The sequence below is a fragment of the Rossellomorea sp. FS2 genome, from assembly GCF_047915635.1.
GTDB lineage: Bacteria > Bacillota > Bacilli > Bacillales > Bacillaceae_B > Rossellomorea > Rossellomorea marisflavi_A.
This window is the reverse complement of record NZ_JBLRVS010000005.1, coordinates 483,962-506,740: the sequence shown is the minus strand read 5'-3', so window position 1 is coordinate 506,740 and position 22,779 is coordinate 483,962. Positions and strand designations below refer to the sequence as shown.

Genomic DNA, 22,779 nt, shown 5'->3' with positions numbered 1-22,779 from the left:
TGTAGGTCTTACAGCTTGACTGAAACATCATATTCCTTCAGCCATTCATTCACTTGGATCAAGTAATCGAATAACGACTTCACCATGGTGGTGGATTGTTCTTTATCATCGATCATGGCACGCACTTTATCCGCATCGATCAGATTCAGGATCGGGGAAGCTGGATCATTTAAGATCGACAGCATCCAGTCCTTCACGCCTTCATAGTAGGCCTCATCCTTCGTACTCGGATAAGCACTCTTCCTGCGATTGCGCACGTCGTCCGGAAGATAATCCTTCAGTGCACGACGCAGGATCCCTTTTTCGATATCATCCACATTTTTCATTTCAAATGGGATATTCCAAAGATACTCCACAAGGCGATAATCACAGAATGGCACACGCACTTCAAAGCCTGTCATCATGCTGGCACGGTCTTTCCGGTCTAGCATGAACGGAAGGAAACGCGTGATGAACATGAAGGACATCCTTCTTTGCTTCGCTTCGATGTCGGACTCCCCTTCAAGGGTCGGAAGCTCCTTCAGTGCTTCCTGATAGCGCTGTTTGCGATAGTCCTCGATATGGAGTCGATCCAGGAGATCATCCTTCATGAAGTCGGCGATACCACCGATGTTCAAGAGCCATGGGAACACACCTGCATCAAGGTATTCTTCCTGATGGAACCAAGGATAGCCTGAGAATACTTCGTCCGCTGATTCTCCTGAGAGGGCGACAGTTGCGGTCTTTTTCATTTCCGTGAACAAGAGGTAAAGGGACGTCTCGATTTCACCGACACCAGGGAGATCTCTTGCTTTCATGGGAACCAATAGGTTGTCGACGAGCTTCTTGGCATCAAACACGATGGACGTATGATCCGTCCCTACGTGTTCGGACACACGTTTCACCCACGGCTCATCAAGATCCCTGCGGAGGAAGTCTTCCTCGAAGTCCGCTTCATTATTTACAAAGTCGATGGAATAAGAGGAGAGCGTCTTTTCACCGTATTCACGCCCCGCAATAGCGGTCAATCCGCTTGAGTCGAGTCCTCCCGACAGCATGGTGGTAAGCGGCTTATCGGCAATGAGCTGACGCTTGACCGTATCTTCAAGAATCTCTTTGATCGTATTCACGGTCGTATCCATATCATCCGTATGCTTCTTGCTTTCAAGTGTCCAATATTGGACGTCTTTCTTTCCTTGCTCATTGTAGATCATATAATGTCCGGCACGGACTTCTTGGATGTTCTTGAAGATGGCTTGTCCCGGTGTTCTCATCGGCCCCATTCCGAATAACTCAGAAAGACCCGTTTGATCGATTTCTGCGTCTACATCCGGATGGGCAAGGAGCGCTTTGATTTCGGAACCGAATAGAAGTCCATCTCCTTCTTCAGTGAAGAACAGTGGTTTCACACCAAGGTGGTCGCGACCAAGCATGAGTTGGTTCTTTTCTTCATCCCAGATTCCGAATGCGAAGATCCCGTTAAAGTGACGAACGCAATCTTCCCCCCACTCAAGATAAGAGTGAAGCAGAACTTCCGTATCCGAGCTGGTATTGAAGGTGTGGCCTTTCTCCGTCAATTCTTCTTTAAGCTCAAGATAGTTATAAAGCTCACCATTATAAGTGAGTGCGATTTGATGATGGTTGTTTTGATAAATCATTGGCTGTTTCCCGCCATTCGGGTCGATGACGATGAGTCTACGGTGTCCAAGGGCTGCATGTTCGCTCACCCAGGCACCCTCTGCATCCGGCCCCCTATGTTCAATGGCATCGGTCATGGATTTTAAAATATGCTGTTGTTCTCGTAAGTCTTTACTCCAATCAATCCAGCCTGCAATTCCACACATTTCTATACGCCTTCTTTCTCCAATGTTAAACCGATCGCTCGGTCTACCAAGATGGTAAACCCTCCCCTTCAGCTCCGTCAAAGAAAGATATTCCGTTTTAACGAAATGGCATCCATGGTCTATGGAGGCTTCCATCATTATCCTAAAGATATGTGACGGCAGTCATGCTGACCCACGCTTCAAAAAGACATGGATTTCTTACAACTTAAGGTAAATAACTTTACGGGACACGAATGATTTTTAAGGGAATTAAAAAGAGGGAGCAACTTCAGGGCTCCCTCTAATGGTGAAAGAATGTAATCACGTGCATTCCAATCAACAGTCGGACTTACCAAATGGATGATGCAAAAAATCCGAACGAACTCGATCTTTGTCGAATTCGTTCGGATGTTCATTTGACTGAAACGAGTTTGTCCCAGTCTATTCTTCTATTATTTCAATCGTTTTTCAAGTTCAGCTTTCTTTTCTTCGAATCCAGGTTTACCAAGGAGGGCGAACATATTCACTTTGTACGCCTCTACCCCAGGCTGATCAAATGGATTGACGCCAAGGAGATAACCGCTCACGGCACATGCCTTCTCGAAGAAATACACAAGGTATCCGAACGTATACGCATCCATGGCAGGGATTTCGACGATCAGATTCGGAACGCCTCCATCTGTATGGGCGAGCAAGGTTCCTTCGAAAGCTTTGTTGTTGACGAAATCGATGGTTTGGCCAGCAAGGTAGTTCAGGCCGTCAAGATCGCTGTCAGCTTCTTCGATCACAAGTTCATGGCGCGATTCCTGAACCTTCACGACGGTTTCAAAGATATCGCGGCGGCCTTCTTGTACATATTGACCAAGTGAGTGAAGGTCGGTCGAGAAGTTTGCAGATGAAGGATAGATCCCTTTTTGGTCTTTTCCTTCGCTTTCACCGAAGAGCTGTTTCCACCACTCAGCGAAGTATTGAAGACCCGGCTCGTAGTTGATGAGCATTTCGATCGTTTTGCCTTTGTTATACAGAACGTTACGCACGGCTGCGTATTGGTAGGCCGGATTCTCAGAAAGCTCGGACTGACCGAAGTCTTCCCTTGCCTTTGCTGCTCCGTCCATCATCGCTTCGATATCCACACCGCTTACGGCAATCGGCAGGAGACCTACAGCCGTCAGGACAGAATAACGACCGCCGACATCATCAGGCACAACGAATGTTTCGTAGCCTTCGTCGTTTGCAAGGGTCTTAAGCGCTCCTTTTGACTTATCCGTTGTCGCATAGATGCGTTTGCGTGCTTCTTCCACTCCGTATTTCTCCTCAAGCATTTTGCGGAAGATACGGAAGGCGATTGCCGGCTCGGTTGTTGTACCGGATTTCGAGATGACATTGATCGAGAAGTCTTTGCCTTCAAGAAGATCCATCAGGTCCTTCATGTAGGTAGAGCTGATGTTTTGTCCAAGGAAGAGGACCTGTGGTGCTGAACGCTTTTCTTTTGAAACGGTATTGAAGAAGCTGTGATTGAGCATTTCAATGGCCGCTCTTGCACCAAGGTAAGATCCTCCGATTCCGATAACGAGCAGGATATCGGAGTCTTTGTTGATTTTTTCTGACGCTTTTTGGATGCGGGCAAATTCTTCTTTATCATAATCGACAGGAAGATCGATCCACCCTAGGAAGTCGCTTCCTGCACCCGTTTTTTCGTGCAGGGAGGTGTGTGCTGCCTTTACGGCATCACGTAGATATGTAATTTCATGTTCACCAAAAAAGGATAACGCGTTTGAATAATCAAAACGAATGTGTGTCATAACCATCCTCCGATTGTTTTATTTTGCTTCTATCTCACTTTATCGAATCCGCCCTTCATAATCAAGAAACGCAGATGATTGAAAACGCATTCATTCAAAAGTTTTTACACGATCTTCGTATTTCTTAAAATAGCCGGTCCAATATCGGACCGGCCATGAGTCTTATAGAGATGCGCGCAGGATGCTGAGCGTGTCCTCTTTGTTCAATTGATGATTGTTGAAGTTACCGAATTCGCCGTTGGCCATTGCTTTATCAGCAATGAGGTCAAGCTTGCTGTCGTCGATGTCGTAGTCAGCAAGGCGTGAAGGGGCACCGATGCTGGACCAGAATTCACGAAGCTTCTCGATTCCTTCAAGCGCTACTTCTTCCTGTGTTTTGCCTTCAGGATCGACATTCCATACGCGCTCAGCCAGCTGTGCAAAACGGGCAGGGTTCACGTTCAGGTTGTGCTTCATCCAGTTAGGGAACAGGATCGCCAGACCGCCTGCATGCGGGATATCGTACACGGCAGACACAGCGTGCTCAATGTTATGGCTTCCCCAGTCTCCGCGGTAACCCATTTGAAGCATGCCGTTGAGGGCAATGGTTCCAGAGTATAGGATGGTTTCGCGAAGCTCGTAGTTCTCAAGGTCGTTGATCAGCTTAGGAGCTGTTTCAATAACCACTTTCAGTACGGATTCACACATGCGGTCCTGAAGCGGTGTATTCGTAGCATTATGGAAGTACTGCTCGAACACGTGGGACATCATGTCGACCATTCCGTAGATCGTGTGGTTTTTAGGAACAGTGAATGTGTTTTCCGGATCAAGGATTGAGAATTGAGGGAATGTAACTGGGCTTCCCCAACCGTATTTTTCATTGGTTTCCCAGTTTGTGATAACGGATCCTGCATTCATTTCAGAACCGGTCGCAGCAAGGGTCAACACGGTACCGAATGGAAGGGCTTCTGAAGCAAAAGCTTTCTTCGTGACAAGATCCCATGCATCTCCATCATATTTCGCACCGGCAGCGATTGCTTTGGTACAGTCGATGACGCTTCCTCCACCTACGGCAAGCAGGAACTCGATGCCTTCTTCTTTACAGATATCCACACCGCGTCTTACCGTGGTCAAACGTGGATTGGGTTCAACACCGGCAAGTTCGAATACTTCGGCATCGATGTCGTTCAAGACAGCCGTCACTTGGTCATAAAGGCCGCTTTTCTTGATGCTTCCGCCACCGTATACGAGAAGCACTTTTTTACCGTATTGAGGGACAAGGTCCTTCAGCTGCTCGACTTGACCTTTACCAAAGATCAATTTCGTCGGATTATAAAACGTAAATTCATTCATTATAAATACCTCCTAAAGAGTATATGTTCGTGTTCACCTTTTTTATTATGGATGAGACCCGGCGTAAAATGCAAAGAACTTGCCCAAAAATTTAAAAAGGCCAGCACATAACCATTGACGATCGGGGCATAGTAATAGTGAACCATACAATAAGGAGGAAACAAACATGAGTGCTTTACAACGTATTGCATTGGTTCTCACCATCATCGGTGCCGTGAACTGGGGGCTGATCGGATTTTTCCAATTCGACCTCGTCGCCGCCATTTTCGGAGGACAAGGTGCCGGACTTTCCCGGATCATCTATGGTCTGGTCGGAATTTCAGGACTGATCAATCTTGGATTACTGTTCAAACCGACAGAGGAACTGGAACGGGATCACCGTACAGAACCTACACGATAAATGAAATGAAAGAAGGCGTCCCCACTAGACGGGACGCCTTCTTCTTTATTTCAGCAGTTTTTTGATGAGCTGCATCCCGAATTTCCCATTTGGGTACCGGAAGCTCATATCGAATTTGTTGGTCTGTTTCATGACGCTTTTATAGTGGGAGAATGTGGAGAAGCTGGACTCACCGTGATAGCTCCCCATGCCACTTTCCCCTACGCCGCCGAATGGAAGATAGGGCGTCACGATATGCATCAGGGTATCATTGATACAGCCCCCGCCATACGAGATATTTCCGGTGATGGCGGCTTCGGTTGCTTCATTGTTCGTGAACAGATACAGTGCCAGGGGCTTCGGCCTTTCCGTTACATAGTCGATGACTTCTTCCAGGTTTTCGTACTCGAGCACCGGGAATACGGGACCGAAGATTTCTTCCTGCATGACCGGGACAGAGTGATCCCTCGGTGTCATCAGGGTCGGCTCCATCTTCAGGAACGTACGATCGAGTTTCCCGCCCAGGAGGATTTCCCCGTCATCGAGATAAGAGGCAATCCTGTCGAAATGCCGTTCATTGATGATGCGTCCGTACTTATCATTCTTAAGGGGCTCCGGACCATAAAATGTCACGACGGCATTCTTGAACTCCGTGATGAATTGCTCCTTGATGCTTTTGTGAAGGAAGAGGTAATCGGGGGCAATGCATGTCTGTCCTGCATTCGTGACCTTCCCAAAGGCGATCCGCTTGGCTGCCAGGGCGATATCCGCCGTCTCGTCCACGATGCACGGGCTTTTCCCTCCAAGTTCGAGGGTGACGGGGATCAACCGTTTGCTTGCCGCTTCCATGACGACCTTCCCGACGGGTACACTGCCTGTGAAGAAGATGTAGTCAAACGGTTGGTCAAGGAGATGCCCCGTTGTTTCCACTCCTCCTTCGATCACTTTCAGCACATGTCCGTCAAAGCGGGCGGAGATGATCCGCTCAAGAAGACGTGATGTATGGACCGTAAGCTCTGAAGGCTTGATGATGGCCGTGTTCCCCGCCGCAATGGCACCGATCACCGGGGCCAGGGCAAGCTGGAACGGGTAATTCCATGGGGAGATGATCAGCGTGACCCCATAGGGTTCCGGCACCGAGTAACTTTTAGATCCGATATGGGTCTTGGCTACCTTTACTTTTTTCGGTTCTGCCCACTCATCGATCTGTTTGAGCACGAAGCGTATTTCTTCGAGAAGGATGCCGATTTCCGTTGCATAGGTTTCCATTTCGGACTTATTCAGATCCATCTGCAGGGCGTGGATGATATCTTCTTCATGATCTTTGATCATACGATAGAGCGTTTGAAGGGTTTCTTTCCTACTGGAAATTGGTCTGGTATGTCCGTTCTTAAAAAAAGACTTTTGATTCTGTATGGCCTGTTTTACGGTTTTTAGGGACGTTTCCTCAATATTCATCTTCATGACCTCCGATATCCTATGTATCCGCTTTAGCTGTTCTACCTTCAATCGTACGAATGGAACAGATGAATGTCAATTTTATAAGGTGCAGGAACAAAAAAAGCGCATCACCCCGAAGGATGATGCGCCATGGTATGCGATGGTTAGACCCAACCTCTGAATCTTGAGGCTTCAGCCATTTTGCGCGCTCCCACCATGTAGGCGGCAAGACGCATATTGACTCTGCGATTCTGTGATGTTTCATAGACATTATTGAACGCTTCGACAAGCTTGATCTGAAGCTTCTCGTTTACTTCTTCTTCTGTCCAGTAATAGCCTTGGTTGTTCTGTACCCATTCGAAGTAGGATACCGTTACGCCGCCTGCACTGGCAAGGACGTCCGGTACGAGGAGGATGCCACGCTCAGACAAGATCCTTGTAGCTTCCAATGTTGTAGGTCCATTCGCCGCTTCCACGACGATCGACGCTTTGATATCATGGGCATTCTGCTCTGTAATCTGATTCGAGATGGCAGCAGGCACAAGAATATCACAATCCAGCTCAAGGAGTTCTTTGTTCGTAAGCGTATTCTCAAAGAGCGTCGTGACGGTTCCGAAACTGTCGCGGCGGTCCAGGAGATAATCGATATCGAGTCCGTCCGGATCATGGAGCGCTCCGTGGGCATCCGAGATCGCGATGACCTTGGCTCCGGCATCATGCATGAACTTCGCAAGGAAGCTTCCTGCATTCCCGAATCCTTGGATCACGACACGTGCTCCCTTGATATCGATCCCGCGTTTTTTGGCCGCTTCATCGATGCAGATGGTCACACCCTGAGCGGTCGCTTTTTCACGTCCCTGGGATCCTCCGAGGACGATCGGTTTACCCGTGATGAAACCAGGCGAATCATTTTCCCGTAAACGGCTGTATTCATCCATCATCCAGGCCATGATCTGCGAGTTGGTGTACACGTCAGGTGCCGGAATATCCTTTGTCGGCCCGACGATCTGGCTGATCGCCCTTACATATCCACGGCTGAGCTTTTCAAGCTCGGTGAAGGACATGGTGCGGGGATCGCAGATGATCCCGCCTTTCCCTCCGCCGTACGGAAGGTCGACGATCCCGCACTTCAGGCTCATCCACATGGAAAGCGCCTTCACTTCTTCCTCATCGACCTCAGGATGGAAGCGCACGCCCCCCTTTGTAGGACCGACGGCGTCGTTATGCTGCGCGCGGTAACCCGTGAAAACCTTGATGCTTCCGTCGTCCATCCTGACAGGGATGCGGACGGTGAGCATGCGGATCGGTTCTTTTAGAAGCTCGAACATTTCTTCGGAATAGCCCAGTTTGGACAAAGCATCATTGATGACATGTTGTGTAGAAGTAAACAGATTAAGGTTTTCTCCCATTGTTAACATTCGCCTCTTTATTATGTGATCTGAAACGTTGTAATTGTAACATATAACCGTTACCTAAACCATCAGCATCTACAAAATTTCGAAAAGATTCCGTCTCTTGCCCACGCTTTCAAGAAAGCACTTTCTTGATCCGCTCGATTGCCCAGTCCAGATCCTCCTGAGAAATCACAAGGGGTGGAGCGAAACGGATGACGGTATCATGGGTTTCTTTGCAAAGGAGACCTTCATCCTTGAGCTTTTCACAATACGCACGTGCCGGTTCATGAAGCTCGACTCCGATGAAGAGGCCGCTTCCCCGCACTTCCTTGATGAGGGGGTTCTTGATCTCCTTGAGTTTACCCATGAAGTACTCGCCCATCTCCAGGGAGCGATCTGCAAGGTTTTCATCGATGAGCACATCGAGGGAGGCGATGGAAACGGCACATGCCATCGGGTTTCCTCCGAATGTGGAACCATGTGAGCCCGGATTGAACACACCAAGGACCGCTTCGTCCGCCACTACGCATGAAATCGGGAACACGCCTCCGCCGAGTGCTTTACCGAGAATATACATATCCGGATCGACCCCGGCCCACTCACACGCAAACATTTTACCGGAACGGGCAAGCCCCGCCTGGATCTCATCTGCGATGAAGAGCACATTCTGTTCCTTGCAAAGATCGGCAGCTGCTTTCAGGAAACCTTCAGGAGGGAACACAATCCCGGCCTCTCCCTGGATCGGCTCGATGAGGAAGGCTGCCGTATTCGGTGTGATCGCCTCTTTCAACGCGTCAAGATCGCCATATGGAATGAGATTGATGCCTGGCAGCATCGGGCCGAATCCACGCTTATATTCTTCTTCTGACGATAGAGAAACAGCCGTCATCGTCCTGCCGTGGAAGTTCCCATTGCACGCGATGATTTCAGCACGGTTTTCCTCGACACCTTTCACATCATACGCCCAGCGCCTGGCCGTTTTGATGGCCGTTTCGACTGCTTCTGCTCCCGTGTTCATCGGCAGGGCCATATCCTTGCCTGTCAGCTGACAGATTTTCTCGTACCACGGTGCCAACTGATCGTTATGGAAGGCACGTGATGTAAGCGTCACGCGGTCCGCCTGATCCTTCAGCGCCTGGATGATCTTCGGATGGCGATGGCCCTGGTTGACGGCAGAATACGCACTGAGCATATCCATGTAGCGGTTGCCTTCGGGATCGGTCACCCATACCCCTTCTGCTTCCGAAATGACAATCGGCAGGGGATGATAATTCCTTGCTCCGTATTTATCTGTTTGATCGATGATCGCCTGTGAACTCGCCATGCATATTCCTCCTTTAAATTCACCGGTATTACCGGTTTATATAAGGATGGAGCCCCTGTCAGACAAGAGCTCCTTCCGTTTTTCCTTATAGAGTTTCCGAAGTTGTTTTCGCTTGAAGGTGAAGCAACAGATAATCAGGTCCGCCTGCTTTGGAATCCGTCCCGGACATATTGAATCCTCCGAACGGCTGGTATCCAACGATGGCACCTGTACAGCCGCGGTTGAAGTAAAGGTTTCCGACGTGGAAGTCCTCCCGCGCCTGCTCGATTTTCGCACGGTTATTCGTGATGACTGCTCCAGTCAATCCGTAATCCGTGTTGTTGGCGATCTCAAGGGCATGATCGAAATCCTTCGCCTTGGAGAAGGCAACGACCGGTCCGAAGATTTCTTCCTGCATGAGTCGTGCATCAGGAGCAAGGTCGGCAAAGATCGTCGGTTTGACGAAGTAGCCTTTCGAGCTGTCTCCTTCACCGCCAACCATGAGTTTTCCTTCTTCCTTCCCGATTTCGATGTAGCTCATGATCTTATCGAATGAAGCTTGATCGATGACCGGTCCCATGAAGTTATCCTGGTCGACAGGGTTTCCTACTGTGAGTTCCTTCGTCAATTCAACCGCACGCTCGAGCACCTGGTCGTATACATCTTCCACGACGACGGCACGTGAACAAGCCGAGCATTTTTGACCGGAGAAGCCAAAGGCAGATGCCACGATGGATTTGGCTGCAAGTTCGATATCGCCTTCTGAATCGACGACAATCGTATCTTTCCCTCCCATTTCAGCGATCACGCGCTTCAGCCATTTCTGACCAGGATGGACTTTTGCAGCCCTTTCGTAGATGCGGATCCCGACATCACGTGACCCAGTGAAGGAGATGAAACGTGTTTTCGGGTGATCTACGAGGTAATCCCCGACTTCAGCACCGCTTCCAGGGATATAGTTGATAACGCCTTTTGGAAGACCGGCTTCTTCAAGGACTTCGATGAATTTAGCCGCAACGACGGCTGTCGTGGATGCAGGCTTCAAGAGCACCGTATTCCCTGTCACGATGGCCGCAACAGCCGTACCGGCCATGATGGCAAACGCGAAGTTCCAAGGAGAGATGACAACGCCCACTCCAAGAGGGATATAGTTGAACTGGTTGTATTCGCCAGGACGGCTTTCTACAGGGAAACCATCTTTCAGGCGCAGCATCTGGCGTGCATAATACTCCATGAAGTCGATTGCTTCGGCCGTATCGGCATCCGCCTCATTCCATGGTTTGCCCGCTTCTTTTGTCAGCAGGGCTGAAAACTCGTGCTTGCGTCGGCGTACGATGGCAGAAGCACGGAACAGGATATCTGCACGCGTTTCCGGTTTCACCTTTCGCCAGGTCTGGAATGTATCATATGCTACGTTCATTGCTTTTTCTGCGAGTTCCTGATCAGCTTTAGATACGTTTCCGATCAGTTCTTTATGGTCTGCAGGATTGACTGACACCAATTTTGCATCAGTAGTCACTCGCTCCCCGCCGATAATCAGGGGATAGTCTTGTCCAAGATAGGCTTCAACTGTTTTCAAGCCTTCTTTATACGCTTTTTGGTTTTCTTTGTTCGAGAAGTCTGTGAATGGTTCATGCTTGTAAGGAATCATATGGGTGTTGCCCCCTTTTAAACAAAGATTTTAATGTGATCTCAGAGTATTTCCGGTGTGAACCGCAAAAAATATTTGCATTCAGAAAACCCTTACACTTATAATAATGCAAAAGATGGTTGCTTTTTTCAAGAGTTTTTTGAAAAATTTTTATTTTCAAAGTCGACGACGCGGCTTAGAAGATAAGAGAGCACCAATCGCAGAGGGGGATTCATCTTGCTCGAACGTGAGAAACGCCTATATATGTATGAAGTCGTGGCCCATCACCTCGAGTCAGGGGTCCACGTCATCGATTCAACCGGCCGGACCGTGATCTATAACGATAAAATGAAGGAAATCGAAGGTATGGAGGTCGAGGATGTATTGGATAAAAATCTCCTCGATGTCTTTCAATTTCACTCAGAAGAAGAAAGCACCCTTCTTCAGGTACTCCACACAGGGACACCGACGCTGAACGTAAAGCAAACCTATTTCAATAGCAATGGCGTGGAAATCACCACCATCAACGACACGTATCCGATTCACTTTGATGATGACATCATCGGTGCCGTTGAAATTGCACGGGATGTGACAAGCCTGGAAAAAATGATGAAGGACCATGTTCACAAACAGCCGGCTCCCCCTTCGTTTCACCGGATCGTCGGGTCCCATCCGCGCATTCAGGAAGCACTCTCCGCCGGGAAGAAAGCCGCTCTATCCACGACTCCCATCCTCATTTGTGGCGAAATCGGTACGGGTAAGGAAATGTTGGCCCGCTCCATCCACTGTGATGGCGTACGGAAGGATGCCCCGTTCATCAAACAGGATTGTGCGTCCATGCCTGGGGAAGATCTAACGATGATCCTTTTTGGTACCGGTTCCAAAGACGGGGTGATGAAAAAAGCCTCAGGCGGATCGATCCTATTCGATGAACTGAATGCCATGCCCCTCCACGTTCAGGAACAATTACTCGACCTGATGGACAGCAGCTCATTCCCTGATGTCCGCCTCATGGCCACGGTCAATGAAGATCCGATCGACGCAGTGGCAGACGGCAGGCTGTTGAAGGAGCTATATTATCGGTTCAGCTCCGCCTCCTTTTTCATCCCTCCCCTCCGGAACAGGCTGGAGGATCTGCACGACCTTGTATCGAGCTTCCTTGATCGATTCAATCATCACTACGCCAGGAATGTCACGGGCATTTCCACAGAGGTGGAGGGGACGTTCCGTAAATATGACTGGCCCGGGAACGTGAGGGAGCTCGAGCACGTGCTTGAAGGAGCGTATCAGCTCATCGGTTCCCATAAGGTAATCGGTTTTAATCATCTTCCATTCGGGTTCAGGCAGCGGATCCATCATTCTCCCGTCGCTGATGACCACCAGGGCGACTCCGACTTCCTCCATCAGTCAGGGAGTGAGCCTAAACCCCTTGAGGTCTTCATGGAAGAAGCCGAGACGTACTATATCCAAAAGGCCATGAAGCACCACCAATTCAATATCACCAAGACCGCCAAGGCACTTGGGATGAGCAGGCAGAACCTTCAGTACAGAATCCGCAAATACGGCATCGAGCGTGGGGGATTTTGACTCCTCACGTAAAAAATACGAGGCTGGGACAACGTGTTTTAGACATAGTAAAACCCGAATGCATTTGCCTACGACAAATGCATTCGGGTTTTTACTTTGGTTCATGACGATCATCGTTTCAAACGGTTGATTGGAGTGCAAGACGAAGACTCCTGCGGGAAGAGTAGCTGATGTGAGACCCCGCAGACCTGAAGAGGAGGCTCATGGGCTACCCGCGTAAAGCGGAGTCTTGCACGGAAATCATGAGCGGTATAATGAACCTACACTGATCGTGTTGGTCACCCTTTTTCGTTTTTTGTCCCACCCTCGTTTTGCCTATTGCATATGTTGAAGGTACGGGGTGAGATCGACTCCGATTTCTTTTGAAAGTTCTTTCCCCAACTCCACATCGGCACGGAAGAAGTTACAGACTGCACGCAATGCGATGCGCGTATCGATCCCAGCCAGTTCATTTGAAATGTTTTTGACCACTTGGGCTTTGACCTCATCGGGGTAGCTCCTGTAAATGTCGCCGGCCTGACCAAAATCATCGGGTTTACGAATCTTGATCCTTCCTCTTTCACCAGTGACCGGTTGATGAACCTCTTCATACCCCGGCACTTCCTCCGGCTCACCTGAAAAGCTGTTCGGTTCATAGTTCACCGGACTCTTCTGCTGCTTGAACGGCATCCCGCCGTCCCGCTGCTGATTGGCTACCTGGGCGAACGGGCAGTTGATCGGGAGCTGAAGATAATTGGCCCCGATCCGGTAGCGCTGTGTATCGGAATAAGAGAATAATCTCCCCTGCAGCAGTTTATCTTCAGAAGGGAGCATCCCATTGACCAATACACCAGGATTGAACCCAACGGACTCAGTCTCCGCGAACACATTTTCAGGATTCCGGTTGAGGATCATCGTCCCGACAAAGTGGGCAGGAATATCCTCTTCCGGCCAGTCCTTTGTGGCATCCAGAGGATCGTATGAGAACGAATCAAGGTCCATCGGATCAAGGATCTGGACGTACAGATCCCATTCAGGATAATTCCCTTCCTCGATGGCCTCATATAGGTCCCTGCTTGCATGGTTGAAGTCCTTCCCCTGGATCTCAGCTGCTTCTTCTGCAGAAAGATTCCGGATTCCCTCCTTCGGCTTCCACCTCAACTTCACATAAACCATATTGCCTGCTGCATTCACCCACTTGAATGCATGCACGCTCGACCCCCGCATCTGACGATAGTTTGCGGGAATCCCTTCATCCGTGTACAGATGCAGGAGCATGTTCGTCGACTCCGGGGACAGGGTCATGAAGTCCCAGTAGCGCTCCGGTTCCTGTATATTCGTCTGGGGATTCGGTTTGAGGGCATGAACCATATCCGGGAACTTCATCGCATCGCGGATGAAGAAGACAGGCAGATTATTGCCGACAAAATCCCAGTTTCCTTCCTCGGTATAGAACTTGACTGAAAATCCACGGGGATCGCGAAGCGTTTCCGGAGAATGTTGACCATGTATCACGGTCGAAAAACGGGCAAAAACCGGCGTTTCCTTCCCTTCCTCCTGAAGGAATGCAGCTTTTGTATACTTCTTCATACTATTCTTCGTGATGAAGACCCCGTGAGCCCCCGCACCCCTCGCATGGACCACCCGCTCCGGAACCCGTTCCCGGTCGAAATGCGCCAATTTCTCAATTAGCTGATAATCTTCGAGAAGAGTTGGCCCATTGCTTCCGGCCGTCAAAGAGTTTTGATTGTCTCCGATCGGGGCTCCTTGATTCGTTGTCAGTTTTTGATTCTTCATATGAACACCTCTTTTATTTATAATAATTATTATTAAAGTATAGTTTTATTTTACCTATTTCCGGGGTTTTGTCAACATTAATTATAATAATTATAAAGTAATAACTTTTAAAATCAGCAAAAAAAGAGACAACATCGCCCGTTGTCTCTTACACTGTATTCTCACGCACTATGAAATAGAACGCATTATTTTTTCAGAGAGGAGGTGGTGACAAATCTGACCCCGAGCGAAGATTCCAGGGAAAACATGCCACCTCTCCCCTCTTTCACATCCAAAAGGATGTCGAAGGCTTTCCAGTACTCATATTGCTCCCGACTCATATAGAACGGCGTCTGAGACACGGTACCCACAAGGACGTCCCCGTCACCGATCAGGAGGTCTCCCTCTTCCAGGCAGATCGGGGCGCTGCCATCACAGCATCCACCGGATTGGTGAAAGATGAGGGGACCATGCTTTTCCCACAGTTTCTTAATCACGCCATCCGCTGCGTCAGTTGCAGAGACTGACATGTTAGAAGAATCCCAGTTTCTTTGGACTGTAGCTGACAAGAAGATTCTTCGTCTGCTGATAGTGGGAGAGCATCATCTTATGGGTCTCGCGCCCGATTCCGGACATTTTATATCCACCGAAAGCGGCATGCGCAGGGTACTGGTGGTAACAGTTCGTCCATACGCGTCCCGCCTGGATATCCCTGCCGAAGCGGTAGGCCGTATTCATATCCCTCGACCATACGCCTGCCCCAAGTCCATAAAGTGTATCATTGGCGATGTCCAGCGCCTCTTCTTTCGTTTTGAACGTCGTCACGGAAACGACCGGGCCAAAGATTTCTTCTTGGAAGACCCTCATATCGTTTGTTCCTTTGAAGATCGTCGGTTTGACATAGAAACCTGTGCCATGATCGCCGTCAAGCTGGTTCTGTTCACCACCGATCAACACCTCGGCACCTTCATCTTTTCCGATTTGAATATAAGAAAGGATTTTATCGAGCTGCTCCTGGGAAGCCTGCGCCCCGAGCATTGTATCCGTATCAAGGGGATTCCCCTGCTTGATCTGCTTGACCCGTTCGATGGCGCGCTCTATGAATTTATCATAAATGGACTCCTGGACCAGGGCCCTTGAAGGACAGGTACAAACCTCCCCCTGATTCAGCGCGAACATGACAAAGCCTTCCACCGCTTTATCAAGGAAGTCGTCATCCTGGTCCATCACATCCTCGAAGAATATGTTCGGGGATTTTCCACCCAGTTCAAGCGTGACAGGGATGAGGTTCTGAGAAGCATACTGCATGATCAGCCTTCCCGTCGTCGTCTCACCAGTGAAGGCCACTTTGCCGACCCGCTTGCTTTGGGCCAGTGGTTTTCCCGCTTCAAGCCCAAAACCTTGAACCACATTCAGGACGCCTTTCGGAAGGATGTCCTTGATGAGATCCATCAGGACCATGATGGAAGCAGGCGTCTGCTCGGCCGGTTTAAGGACGATGCAGTTCCCGGCGGCCAATGCCGGCGCGATCTTCCATGTGGCCATGAGGAGAGGGAAGTTCCACGGGATGATCTGGGCGACGACACCGATCGGCTCGTGGAAGTGGTAGGATACCGTATCTTCATCGATTTCACCGATCGTACCTTCCTGCCCCCTGATACACCCTGCAAAATACCTGAAGTGATCGATGGCAAGGGGAAGATCCGCTGCCAGCGTCTCCCGCACAGGCTTCCCATTATCCCAGGTCTCTGCCACTGCCAGCATTTCCAGGTTTTCTTCCATCCGGTCGGCAATCTTATTCAGGACGGACGCCCTTTCGGCAACAGTCGTTTTTCCCCAGGCGTCCTTTGCAGCATGGGCGGCATCAAGAGCCTTTTCCACATCCTCCTGATTGGATCGTGCAATCCGTGTGAAGACCTTCCCTGTCACCGGCGATACATTATCAAAGTATTCACCGCTTACAGGCGGTACGAATTCCCCTCCGATAAAGTTTTCATACTGATCCTTGAACGACACCAATGAGCCTTCTGTATTCGGGTTCTGATACAGCATTCGACATCCTCCTTTATTTATGTATATTCCTACTAAATAAAGCGCTTACATATCGAGTATACTAGAGATCTTATTCTTCCTACAAGCATATTGACTCATTATTCTATATTTTCAAATAAATCAAGACAAATAAAAAAGCGGCCTTAGCCGCTTCTTTCGTCTTACTTTTTGATTAGATCTTCGCGTTTTGATTGCTCAATCCACTCTTCAAGTTTGTCTTTAAGAGTATTGAAGCCTGCAGGAGTTGTTTCTTCAGCTGCTGCCGGTTTCACACTTCCTTGACGACGTGGTTTCTTTGCTGCTGCAGGTTGTTCTGCAGGAGCTTCTTGAGTTGCGCGGATTGAAAGGCTGATTTTCCCTTTCGCTTCGTCAACAGAAAGAACTTTCACTTGTACTTCATCACCAACAGAAAGGTGCTCATTCACGTCTTTAACGAATCCGTGAGTGATTTCTGAAATGTGGACAAGTCCTTGTGTTTCTTCATCTAAAGCAACAAACGCACCGTAAGGCTGGATTCCTGTAACTTTACCAGTTACAACAGATCCTGTTTCGAATTTTGTAGTCATGGTAACACTCCTAGTATATATATTATTTTCTCTTTTACACGCAATTGTAGATTATATCACAGTTCTTTGATTTCCGCAAAACTAATTTCACCGGTCCATTGCAGATCAGCCTACAATTGCACTCTCCTTATGTAGGTTTCCCATACCGAACAACAAATAATACCCATTTTATCAATCTTTATTCTTCGTGCGAATGGAGAGTATGAATTCCCACGGGTGAGAGAGCAGAAAAAAACCCGGGCCAGTGGCCGCGGGCGGGTTTTGCACATTATGATTTGATGAGCCTTTTCTCACGTTGTTTCCGAAGATAAGGTGTCGCGTACAGATAAAATGCAGCCAGATGGGCAAAGGCAAAGTTCGCAACGAGCAAGCTCCACAGCGTCACATGTCCCCAGCCACCGAGTTCAGGAACAACGACGTAATAGATGAATGCACCCCATAGGGCGATGACGAACGGGATATGGGCCACTGCCCACTTGCGGTGTTCTATCCAGAGAAAAAGAGGCGTGGCGGTTGCAATAAATAGATAAACCATGAATACATCCATTTTGATAACCTCCATTCATATTATAAGGAAACGCTTTCAATTTTGTCGAAAAAGAGTCTAATTTGTGAACGTTTTGTTACAATTAGTATACTACAAACAGATAAAATTTCCACCCCAAAAGCTGATTTTTTTAAAATTTTCAATAATTTAGTGAAAAAGTAATAAGGTGAACCGTTTTCATGCATAATAAGTGGAATCACACCCATATTTTATCCACTTTTCTGTCAGTTAAACCCAGATCACTTATAAATTGAAAATTTCAAAATCCAGTGTACATGGGTATGAAAACATAGTACGATTGAAAAATCTTATTTTTTTGAAAGGAGGAGCTGTAATTGGCTGCAAAACAACAATGGACTTCTAAACTTGGCTTCATCCTGGCTGCCGCAGGTTCCGCAATCGGACTGGGCGCCATCTGGAAATTCCCCTATATGGCCGGGGCAAATGGTGGAGGTGTCTTCTTCCTTCTCTTCATCCTCTTCACCGTCCTGATCGGGGCACCGATCCTGCTGGCGGAATTCATCATCGGACGCAAAGCTGGTGCAGATGCGATTACTTCCTATAAAAAACTTGCTCCCAATTCATACTGGCATCTCATAGGATACTTAGGAACCATCGTTTCCTTCATCATCCTATCTTTTTATAGTGTCGTCGGAGGCTGGATTTTATCCTACCTTTGGAGAAGTGTAACGGGCTCTTTGAGCGGGAAAACCCAGGAAGGATATTCGGCGCTCTTTGAAAGTGTCATATCGAATCCATGGGAGGTGCTGATTGCACAGGGCGTCTTCATGATCATGACCATTATGGTCGTACAGGGAGGCGTACAGAAAGGGATCGAACGGGCGAGCCGGTATATGATGCCATCATTATTCATTTTATTCTTCGTTCTCGTCATCCGGGCCCTGACGCTGGACGGTGCCATGGAAGGAGTTCGCTTCCTTCTTCTTCCTGACTGGAGCCAGCTTACTGGAAAGACGGTCCTCCTTGCCATGGGACAGGCCTTCTTCGCTCTCACAGTCGGACTATCGGTCATGGTCACCTACGCTTCCTACCTGCCGAAGAATGACAGCATGCCGAAATCGGCCCTCAGCGTATCGGGATTGAATATCCTGATTTCACTGCTTGCGGGCCTTGTGATCTTCCCGGCTGTTTATGCCCTCGGGTTCCAACCCGACCAGGGTCCAGGGATCGCCTTCGTCGTACTTCCAGCCGTTTTCAATGAAATGGCCTTCGGCGGACTGTTCTTCACGATCTTCCTGGTCCTGCTCCTGTTCGCGACATTGACCTCCGCATTCTCCATCCTGGAGATCGGTGTGGCTGGCTTATCAAAAGGAGCATCCACAAAACGGGTGAAATTTTCGTGGATGGTGGGGATCCTCGCTTTTGTAGCAGGGATTCCGAGCGCCCTTTCCTTCGGGGTATTGGGTGATATCAAAATTGCAGGTCTGAACTTCTTCGACTTCGCAGACAACATCACCTCGAACTTCGGTCTTCCGATCGGAGCACTCCTGATCAGTATCTTCATCGGCTATCGACTGAAGAAGGAAGATGTGTGGGACGAAGTAAGGTTGGGTTCAGGTATTTCACGGGGCGTGTTCAACGCCTGGATGCTCCTGATCCGCATTCTCGTCCCCATTGCGATCATATTGATCCTCATTACCAATTGATTTTCCAACCCCTTGGGACTGCTTTTAATGCGGTTTCCCGGGGTTTTTTTATGCATTGGGTCATGGGGGTAAATTATAGGATTGTACCTGGTACCATTTCGAGGTTCGGTGCCTGGTACAATTTCGCCGTTTGGTGCCAGGTACAATTTTGCCGTTCGGTGCCAGGCACAATTTCGCCGTTTGGTGCCTGGCACAATTCCGACATTCGGTGCCTGGCACAATTCCTACATTCGGTGCCTGGCACAAATTCGCCGTTCGGTGCCTGGCACAATTCCGACGTTCGGTGCCTGGCAAACTCTCTCTGAAGTCCCTCCGCTTTCATCAGATTCCGTAACAGATTGTTCAAGCATGGACGTGCGCGTTTTTTCCATATGATGGTATACTGAATATATAGGATATCAACCGCTTTCATATAAAGGAGGAGGACGCCATGTCCCATTTCGGTAAGAATATCAAGAGGATCCGCGAAGAACGCCAAATGACTCTGCAGGAACTTGCGGTGAAGGCAAGGATCGGGACGAATTCACTGATGAAATACGAAGAGGGGGAAAAGATCCCCGACACTCCCACTGTCCTGAAATTTTCAACGGTCCTGGATGTCCCTGCTTCTACACTCCTGGAAGACAGGACCCCTGCTTCCTGAAACATTTTTCCACGCAAGGTATAGATCCGTGAAAACCTGGTCATACTGAAAATAAGCTTTCTAAGTATTCCCCCTTTTGTTTTCATTTTGATGGACGCCTTTGAGGCGTCCCTTTTTTTTGCATGCAAAAGGCCGTACCCTACACGGTACGGCCTTTCTTTAGTTTGAATGGTTTTCAACGAATCGTTTCAGGCGCTTCACGGCCTCCTGGAGCTGTTCCATGCTCGAGGCATAGGAGCACCGGATAAACCCTTCCCCGCCTTTCCCGAATACATTTCCGGGCACGACGGCGACTTTCTCTTCAAGGAGCAGTTTCTCGGCAAACTCCTCAGAGGATAGTCCCGTCTTCCGGATGGAAGGAAAAGCATAGAACGCACCGCCGGGGGTATGGCATTCCAGGCCGATCTCATTCAGGGAGTCGACGAAATAATGCCTCCTGTGGCGATAGCTCCTTTTCATCTCCGTCACATCCTCCATCCCTTTATCCAGCGCCTCGATGGCTGCGAACTGCGCAGGCGTGGAGGCGCACATCATCGCATATTGATGGATCTTCAGGAGTGCCTGCGCAATCTCAACAGGAGCACAGATGTATCCAAGGCGCCAGCCGGTCATGGCGAATCCTTTGGAGAATCCGTTGATGACGATGGTTCGATCCCTCATCCCTTCAAGGGATGCGATGGACACATGATCGGCATCGTAGGCAAGCTCGGAATAGATCTCATCGGACAAGACGGCAAGATCATGGCGCTTGATCACCTCAGCGAGCTCGATGAGATCATCCTTCTCCAACACGCTTCCCGTTGGATTATTGGGGGAGCACAACAGGACCGCCTTCGTCTTATCGGTGATCGCCGCTTCAAGCTCTTCAGCAGTCAGGTTGAATCCGTTTTCCGGTTTCGTCTTGACTGTCACGGCTACACCACCGGCGAGTTCCACCAGGGGAACATAGGAAACAAACCCCGGTTCGACGATGATGACCTCATCCCCTTGATCGACAAGGGCGCGCAGGCTGATGTCAAGGGCCTGACTTGCCCCGACCGTGACGATGATCTCATGCGCGGGGTCATAGGTAAGTTGGTAACGGGAATTCATGTAGTCCGCAATCCTTTTCCGGAGATCGAACAGCCCCGCATTCGCCGTATAGGAAGTATAGCCCTGTTCAAGGGACAGGATGGCCGCTTCCCTTACGGTCCAGGAAGTAACGAAATCAGGCTCACCGACACCGAGGGAGATGACGCCTTCCATCCCTGCGGCCAGATCGAAGAACTTTCGGATCCCGGACGGTTTCAGTTTCTCAACAGACTTGGATACATAGCTCGTTTTTGTCGTCATGGGGATACCACGATCCGTTTATCTTCTTCATAATCCCCGAAGATGGTGCCGTCATGCTTGTATTTTTTCAATTGAAAGTGGGTCGTGGTCGAAAGCACGGAATCAATCGTGGACAATTTATCCGATACGAAGTTTGCCACCTCATTCATCGTGCGCCCCTCCACCGTCACCGATAGATCGTATGCTCCAGACATGAGATAGACGCTTTTGACTTCTTTATACCGATAGATGCGCTGGGCGACTTCGTCAAAGCCTACACCCCTTTTTGGCGCCACTTTTACGTCGATCATGGCCGTCACACCTTCATGTCCTTCTACTTTGGACCAGTCGACCACTGAATTGTAGCGGACGAGGATATGGTCTTTTTCCATCCTTGCGACCGTCTCTTCCACTTCTTCCTTTGTCACCTGAAGCATCTTGCTTAAATCCTCATACGTCAGCCTTGAATCCTTTTGAAGGACCCGTAACAGATCCAGTTCCCAATCTCTAAGCTGCATGACTTTTCCTCCTCATCACCTGTAAATGGTTTCATTATATCAGAAGCTCAAGCACATTTCTCCTAAAAGTCTGAGTGTTAAAACGAAAGGAGCGGGTAAAATAATTGGAACAACGTAAAGGAGTGTCGATCATGAGCGACCGTGCACAATTTGCCCGATTGAACGGGGCCGAGATCTATTATGAATACGATAAACATCCGCATTCTTCCGAAACCTTCGTCCTTATTCATGGATTTCTTTCATCGACCTTCAGCTTCAGGCAGCTTCATCCGCTCTTGAAGGCATCCTATAATGTTCTCTCCATCGACCTTCCTCCCTTCGGCAAAAGCAGTAAGACAAAGGGATTCATTTATTCATACGACAACCTGGCCAAAACCGTCATCGATCTCCTCGGGCAGTTGGGGATACAACAGGTGTACCTCACCGGTCATTCCATGGGTGGGCAGATCGCCTTGAATATCATGAAAAAGGCCCCTTCCCTCGTTAAAAAAGGGATCCTGCTCTGCAGTTCAGGTTATTTGAAACGGTTCACATGGCCCGTGCTTACCCTGAGCCGTACTCCTTACTTTCATTTGTACATCAAAAAATGGCTCGCCAAGACAGGAGTCCGGAAAAATCTCGAGAATGTCGTATATGATCACGCCATGATTGATGAGGAAATGATGGATGGGTATATGAAGCCCTTTCTACAGGATGATATCTTCAAAGCCCTCACGAAGATGATCCGCGACCGCGAAGGGGACCTGTCCAGAGAAGATCTCTCCGCTATCCGGACTCCCTGCCTGCTCATATGGGGGGAGCATGACAGGGTGGTGCCTGTGGCGACAGGGAGGCGATTGAATGAAGATCTTCCCCTTTCCTCCCTGATTGTGCTGAAAGACACGGGGCATCTCGTTCCAGAGGAAAAGCCCGATGTGGTCATGACCCATATCCGGTCCTTCGTGGAAGAGGGTCTTCCGGAAGCAAATACTTCCGAGTTCGAATTCGGCCTCTCCCCCTCCCATATATGAAGGTAGGGGACTGCTGAATCATATTATTTTCATCTTTTCCA

Annotated in this window: 19 protein-coding genes; 5 read left to right on the top strand and 14 right to left on the bottom strand. The window is 49.0% G+C overall.

Going from position 1 to position 22,779, the window contains the following annotated elements; genetic code table 11:
* Positions 1-8: 8 nt before the first annotated feature.
* The 3 genes from asnB to ACNA6I_RS18980 form a co-directional block, all read right to left on the bottom strand.
* The gene (gene asnB / locus ACNA6I_RS18990) at positions 9-1,823 is read right to left on the bottom strand and encodes an asparagine synthase (glutamine-hydrolyzing) (protein WP_416313960.1); all 1,815 of its coding nucleotides are present in this window, start codon (positions 1,821-1,823) and stop codon (positions 9-11) included.
* A gap of 431 nt (positions 1,824-2,254) precedes the next feature.
* On the bottom strand, positions 2,255-3,604 hold the full coding sequence (locus ACNA6I_RS18985) for a glucose-6-phosphate isomerase (protein ID WP_048006978.1): 1,350 nt from the start codon (positions 3,602-3,604) through the stop codon (positions 2,255-2,257).
* 162 nt (positions 3,605-3,766) lie between these two features.
* A complete protein-coding gene (locus tag ACNA6I_RS18980; protein ID WP_048013257.1) occupies positions 3,767-4,936 on the bottom strand; it encodes an iron-containing alcohol dehydrogenase in 1,170 nt (389 codons plus the stop codon).
* Between the two features lie 166 nt (positions 4,937-5,102).
* On the opposite strand from ACNA6I_RS18980, the gene ACNA6I_RS18975 reads away from it, so the two are divergent.
* Positions 5,103-5,336, top strand: a complete 234-nt coding sequence (locus ACNA6I_RS18975) for a DUF378 domain-containing protein (RefSeq protein WP_048006980.1) — start codon at positions 5,103-5,105, stop codon at positions 5,334-5,336.
* Positions 5,337-5,381: 45 nt separating this feature from the next.
* Here the strand turns inward: ACNA6I_RS18975 and ACNA6I_RS18970 are convergent, their stop codons facing one another.
* The 4 genes from ACNA6I_RS18970 to pruA all read right to left on the bottom strand — a co-directional run bounded on the left by ACNA6I_RS18970 (position 5,382) and on the right by pruA (position 11,103).
* Positions 5,382-6,800 (bottom strand): aldehyde dehydrogenase, encoded by a 1,419-nt coding sequence (locus ACNA6I_RS18970; RefSeq protein WP_416313979.1) that lies wholly within the window; start codon positions 6,798-6,800, stop codon positions 5,382-5,384.
* A gap of 119 nt (positions 6,801-6,919) precedes the next feature.
* The gene (locus tag ACNA6I_RS18965; protein WP_048006982.1) at positions 6,920-8,164 is read right to left on the bottom strand and encodes a Glu/Leu/Phe/Val family dehydrogenase; all 1,245 of its coding nucleotides are present in this window, start codon (positions 8,162-8,164) and stop codon (positions 6,920-6,922) included.
* A 118-nt stretch (positions 8,165-8,282) separates the two neighbouring features.
* The gene (locus tag ACNA6I_RS18960; RefSeq protein ID WP_048006983.1) at positions 8,283-9,473 is read right to left on the bottom strand and encodes an ornithine--oxo-acid transaminase; all 1,191 of its coding nucleotides are present in this window, start codon (positions 9,471-9,473) and stop codon (positions 8,283-8,285) included.
* 85 nt (positions 9,474-9,558) lie between these two features.
* The gene (gene pruA, locus ACNA6I_RS18955; RefSeq protein ID WP_048006984.1) at positions 9,559-11,103 is read right to left on the bottom strand and encodes an L-glutamate gamma-semialdehyde dehydrogenase; all 1,545 of its coding nucleotides are present in this window, start codon (positions 11,101-11,103) and stop codon (positions 9,559-9,561) included.
* A gap of 216 nt (positions 11,104-11,319) precedes the next feature.
* On the opposite strand from pruA, the gene ACNA6I_RS18950 reads away from it, so the two are divergent.
* Entirely contained in the window at positions 11,320-12,669 is a 1,350-nt protein-coding gene (locus ACNA6I_RS18950; RefSeq protein WP_416313959.1) for a sigma-54 interaction domain-containing protein, read from the top strand.
* A 315-nt stretch (positions 12,670-12,984) separates the two neighbouring features.
* Here the strand turns inward: ACNA6I_RS18950 and ACNA6I_RS18945 are convergent, their stop codons facing one another.
* The 5 genes from ACNA6I_RS18945 to ACNA6I_RS18925 form a co-directional block, all read right to left on the bottom strand.
* The gene (locus ACNA6I_RS18945; protein ID WP_251527488.1) at positions 12,985-14,445 is read right to left on the bottom strand and encodes a catalase; all 1,461 of its coding nucleotides are present in this window, start codon (positions 14,443-14,445) and stop codon (positions 12,985-12,987) included.
* Positions 14,446-14,630: 185 nt separating this feature from the next.
* Positions 14,631-14,954, bottom strand: coding sequence for a DUF779 domain-containing protein (locus tag ACNA6I_RS18940; protein ID WP_416313958.1), 324 nt, complete (start codon positions 14,952-14,954; stop codon positions 14,631-14,633).
* A 1-nt stretch (position 14,955) separates the two neighbouring features.
* Positions 14,956-16,476: an aldehyde dehydrogenase gene (adh, locus tag ACNA6I_RS18935; protein WP_048013262.1), complete on the bottom strand. Its 1,521-nt coding sequence runs from the start codon at positions 16,474-16,476 to the stop codon at positions 14,956-14,958.
* Positions 16,477-16,637: 161 nt separating this feature from the next.
* The gene (gene yugI, locus ACNA6I_RS18930) at positions 16,638-17,042 is read right to left on the bottom strand and encodes a S1 domain-containing post-transcriptional regulator GSP13 (RefSeq protein ID WP_048006988.1); all 405 of its coding nucleotides are present in this window, start codon (positions 17,040-17,042) and stop codon (positions 16,638-16,640) included.
* Positions 17,043-17,310: 268 nt separating this feature from the next.
* Positions 17,311-17,589 (bottom strand): spore morphogenesis/germination protein YwcE, encoded by a 279-nt coding sequence (locus ACNA6I_RS18925; protein ID WP_048006989.1) that lies wholly within the window; start codon positions 17,587-17,589, stop codon positions 17,311-17,313.
* Between the two features lie 335 nt (positions 17,590-17,924).
* On the opposite strand from ACNA6I_RS18925, the gene ACNA6I_RS18920 reads away from it, so the two are divergent.
* Both ACNA6I_RS18920 and ACNA6I_RS18915 read left to right on the top strand, forming a co-directional pair.
* The gene (locus tag ACNA6I_RS18920) at positions 17,925-19,256 is read left to right on the top strand and encodes a sodium-dependent transporter (RefSeq protein ID WP_048006990.1); all 1,332 of its coding nucleotides are present in this window, start codon (positions 17,925-17,927) and stop codon (positions 19,254-19,256) included.
* A gap of 430 nt (positions 19,257-19,686) precedes the next feature.
* Positions 19,687-19,899, top strand: a complete 213-nt coding sequence (locus tag ACNA6I_RS18915) for a helix-turn-helix domain-containing protein (protein WP_048006991.1) — start codon at positions 19,687-19,689, stop codon at positions 19,897-19,899.
* 159 nt (positions 19,900-20,058) lie between these two features.
* On the opposite strand, the gene ACNA6I_RS18910 is transcribed toward ACNA6I_RS18915, so the two are convergent.
* Together ACNA6I_RS18910 and ACNA6I_RS18905 are read right to left on the bottom strand one after the other, a co-directional pair.
* On the bottom strand, positions 20,059-21,231 hold the full coding sequence (locus tag ACNA6I_RS18910; RefSeq protein ID WP_048013264.1) for an aminotransferase: 1,173 nt from the start codon (positions 21,229-21,231) through the stop codon (positions 20,059-20,061).
* Positions 21,228-21,728 carry an Lrp/AsnC family transcriptional regulator gene (locus ACNA6I_RS18905; RefSeq protein ID WP_048006993.1) on the bottom strand — a complete coding sequence of 167 codons (501 nt, stop codon included), beginning with the start codon at positions 21,726-21,728 and terminating at the stop codon, positions 21,228-21,230. The genes ACNA6I_RS18910 and ACNA6I_RS18905 overlap by 4 nt, the downstream gene beginning before the upstream one ends.
* A 131-nt stretch (positions 21,729-21,859) precedes the next feature.
* Here ACNA6I_RS18905 and ACNA6I_RS18900 point away from each other — a divergent pair, with 131 nt between their 5' ends.
* Entirely contained in the window at positions 21,860-22,738 is an 879-nt protein-coding gene (locus ACNA6I_RS18900; RefSeq protein ID WP_048006994.1) for an alpha/beta fold hydrolase, read from the top strand.
* Positions 22,739-22,779 lie beyond the last annotated feature (41 nt).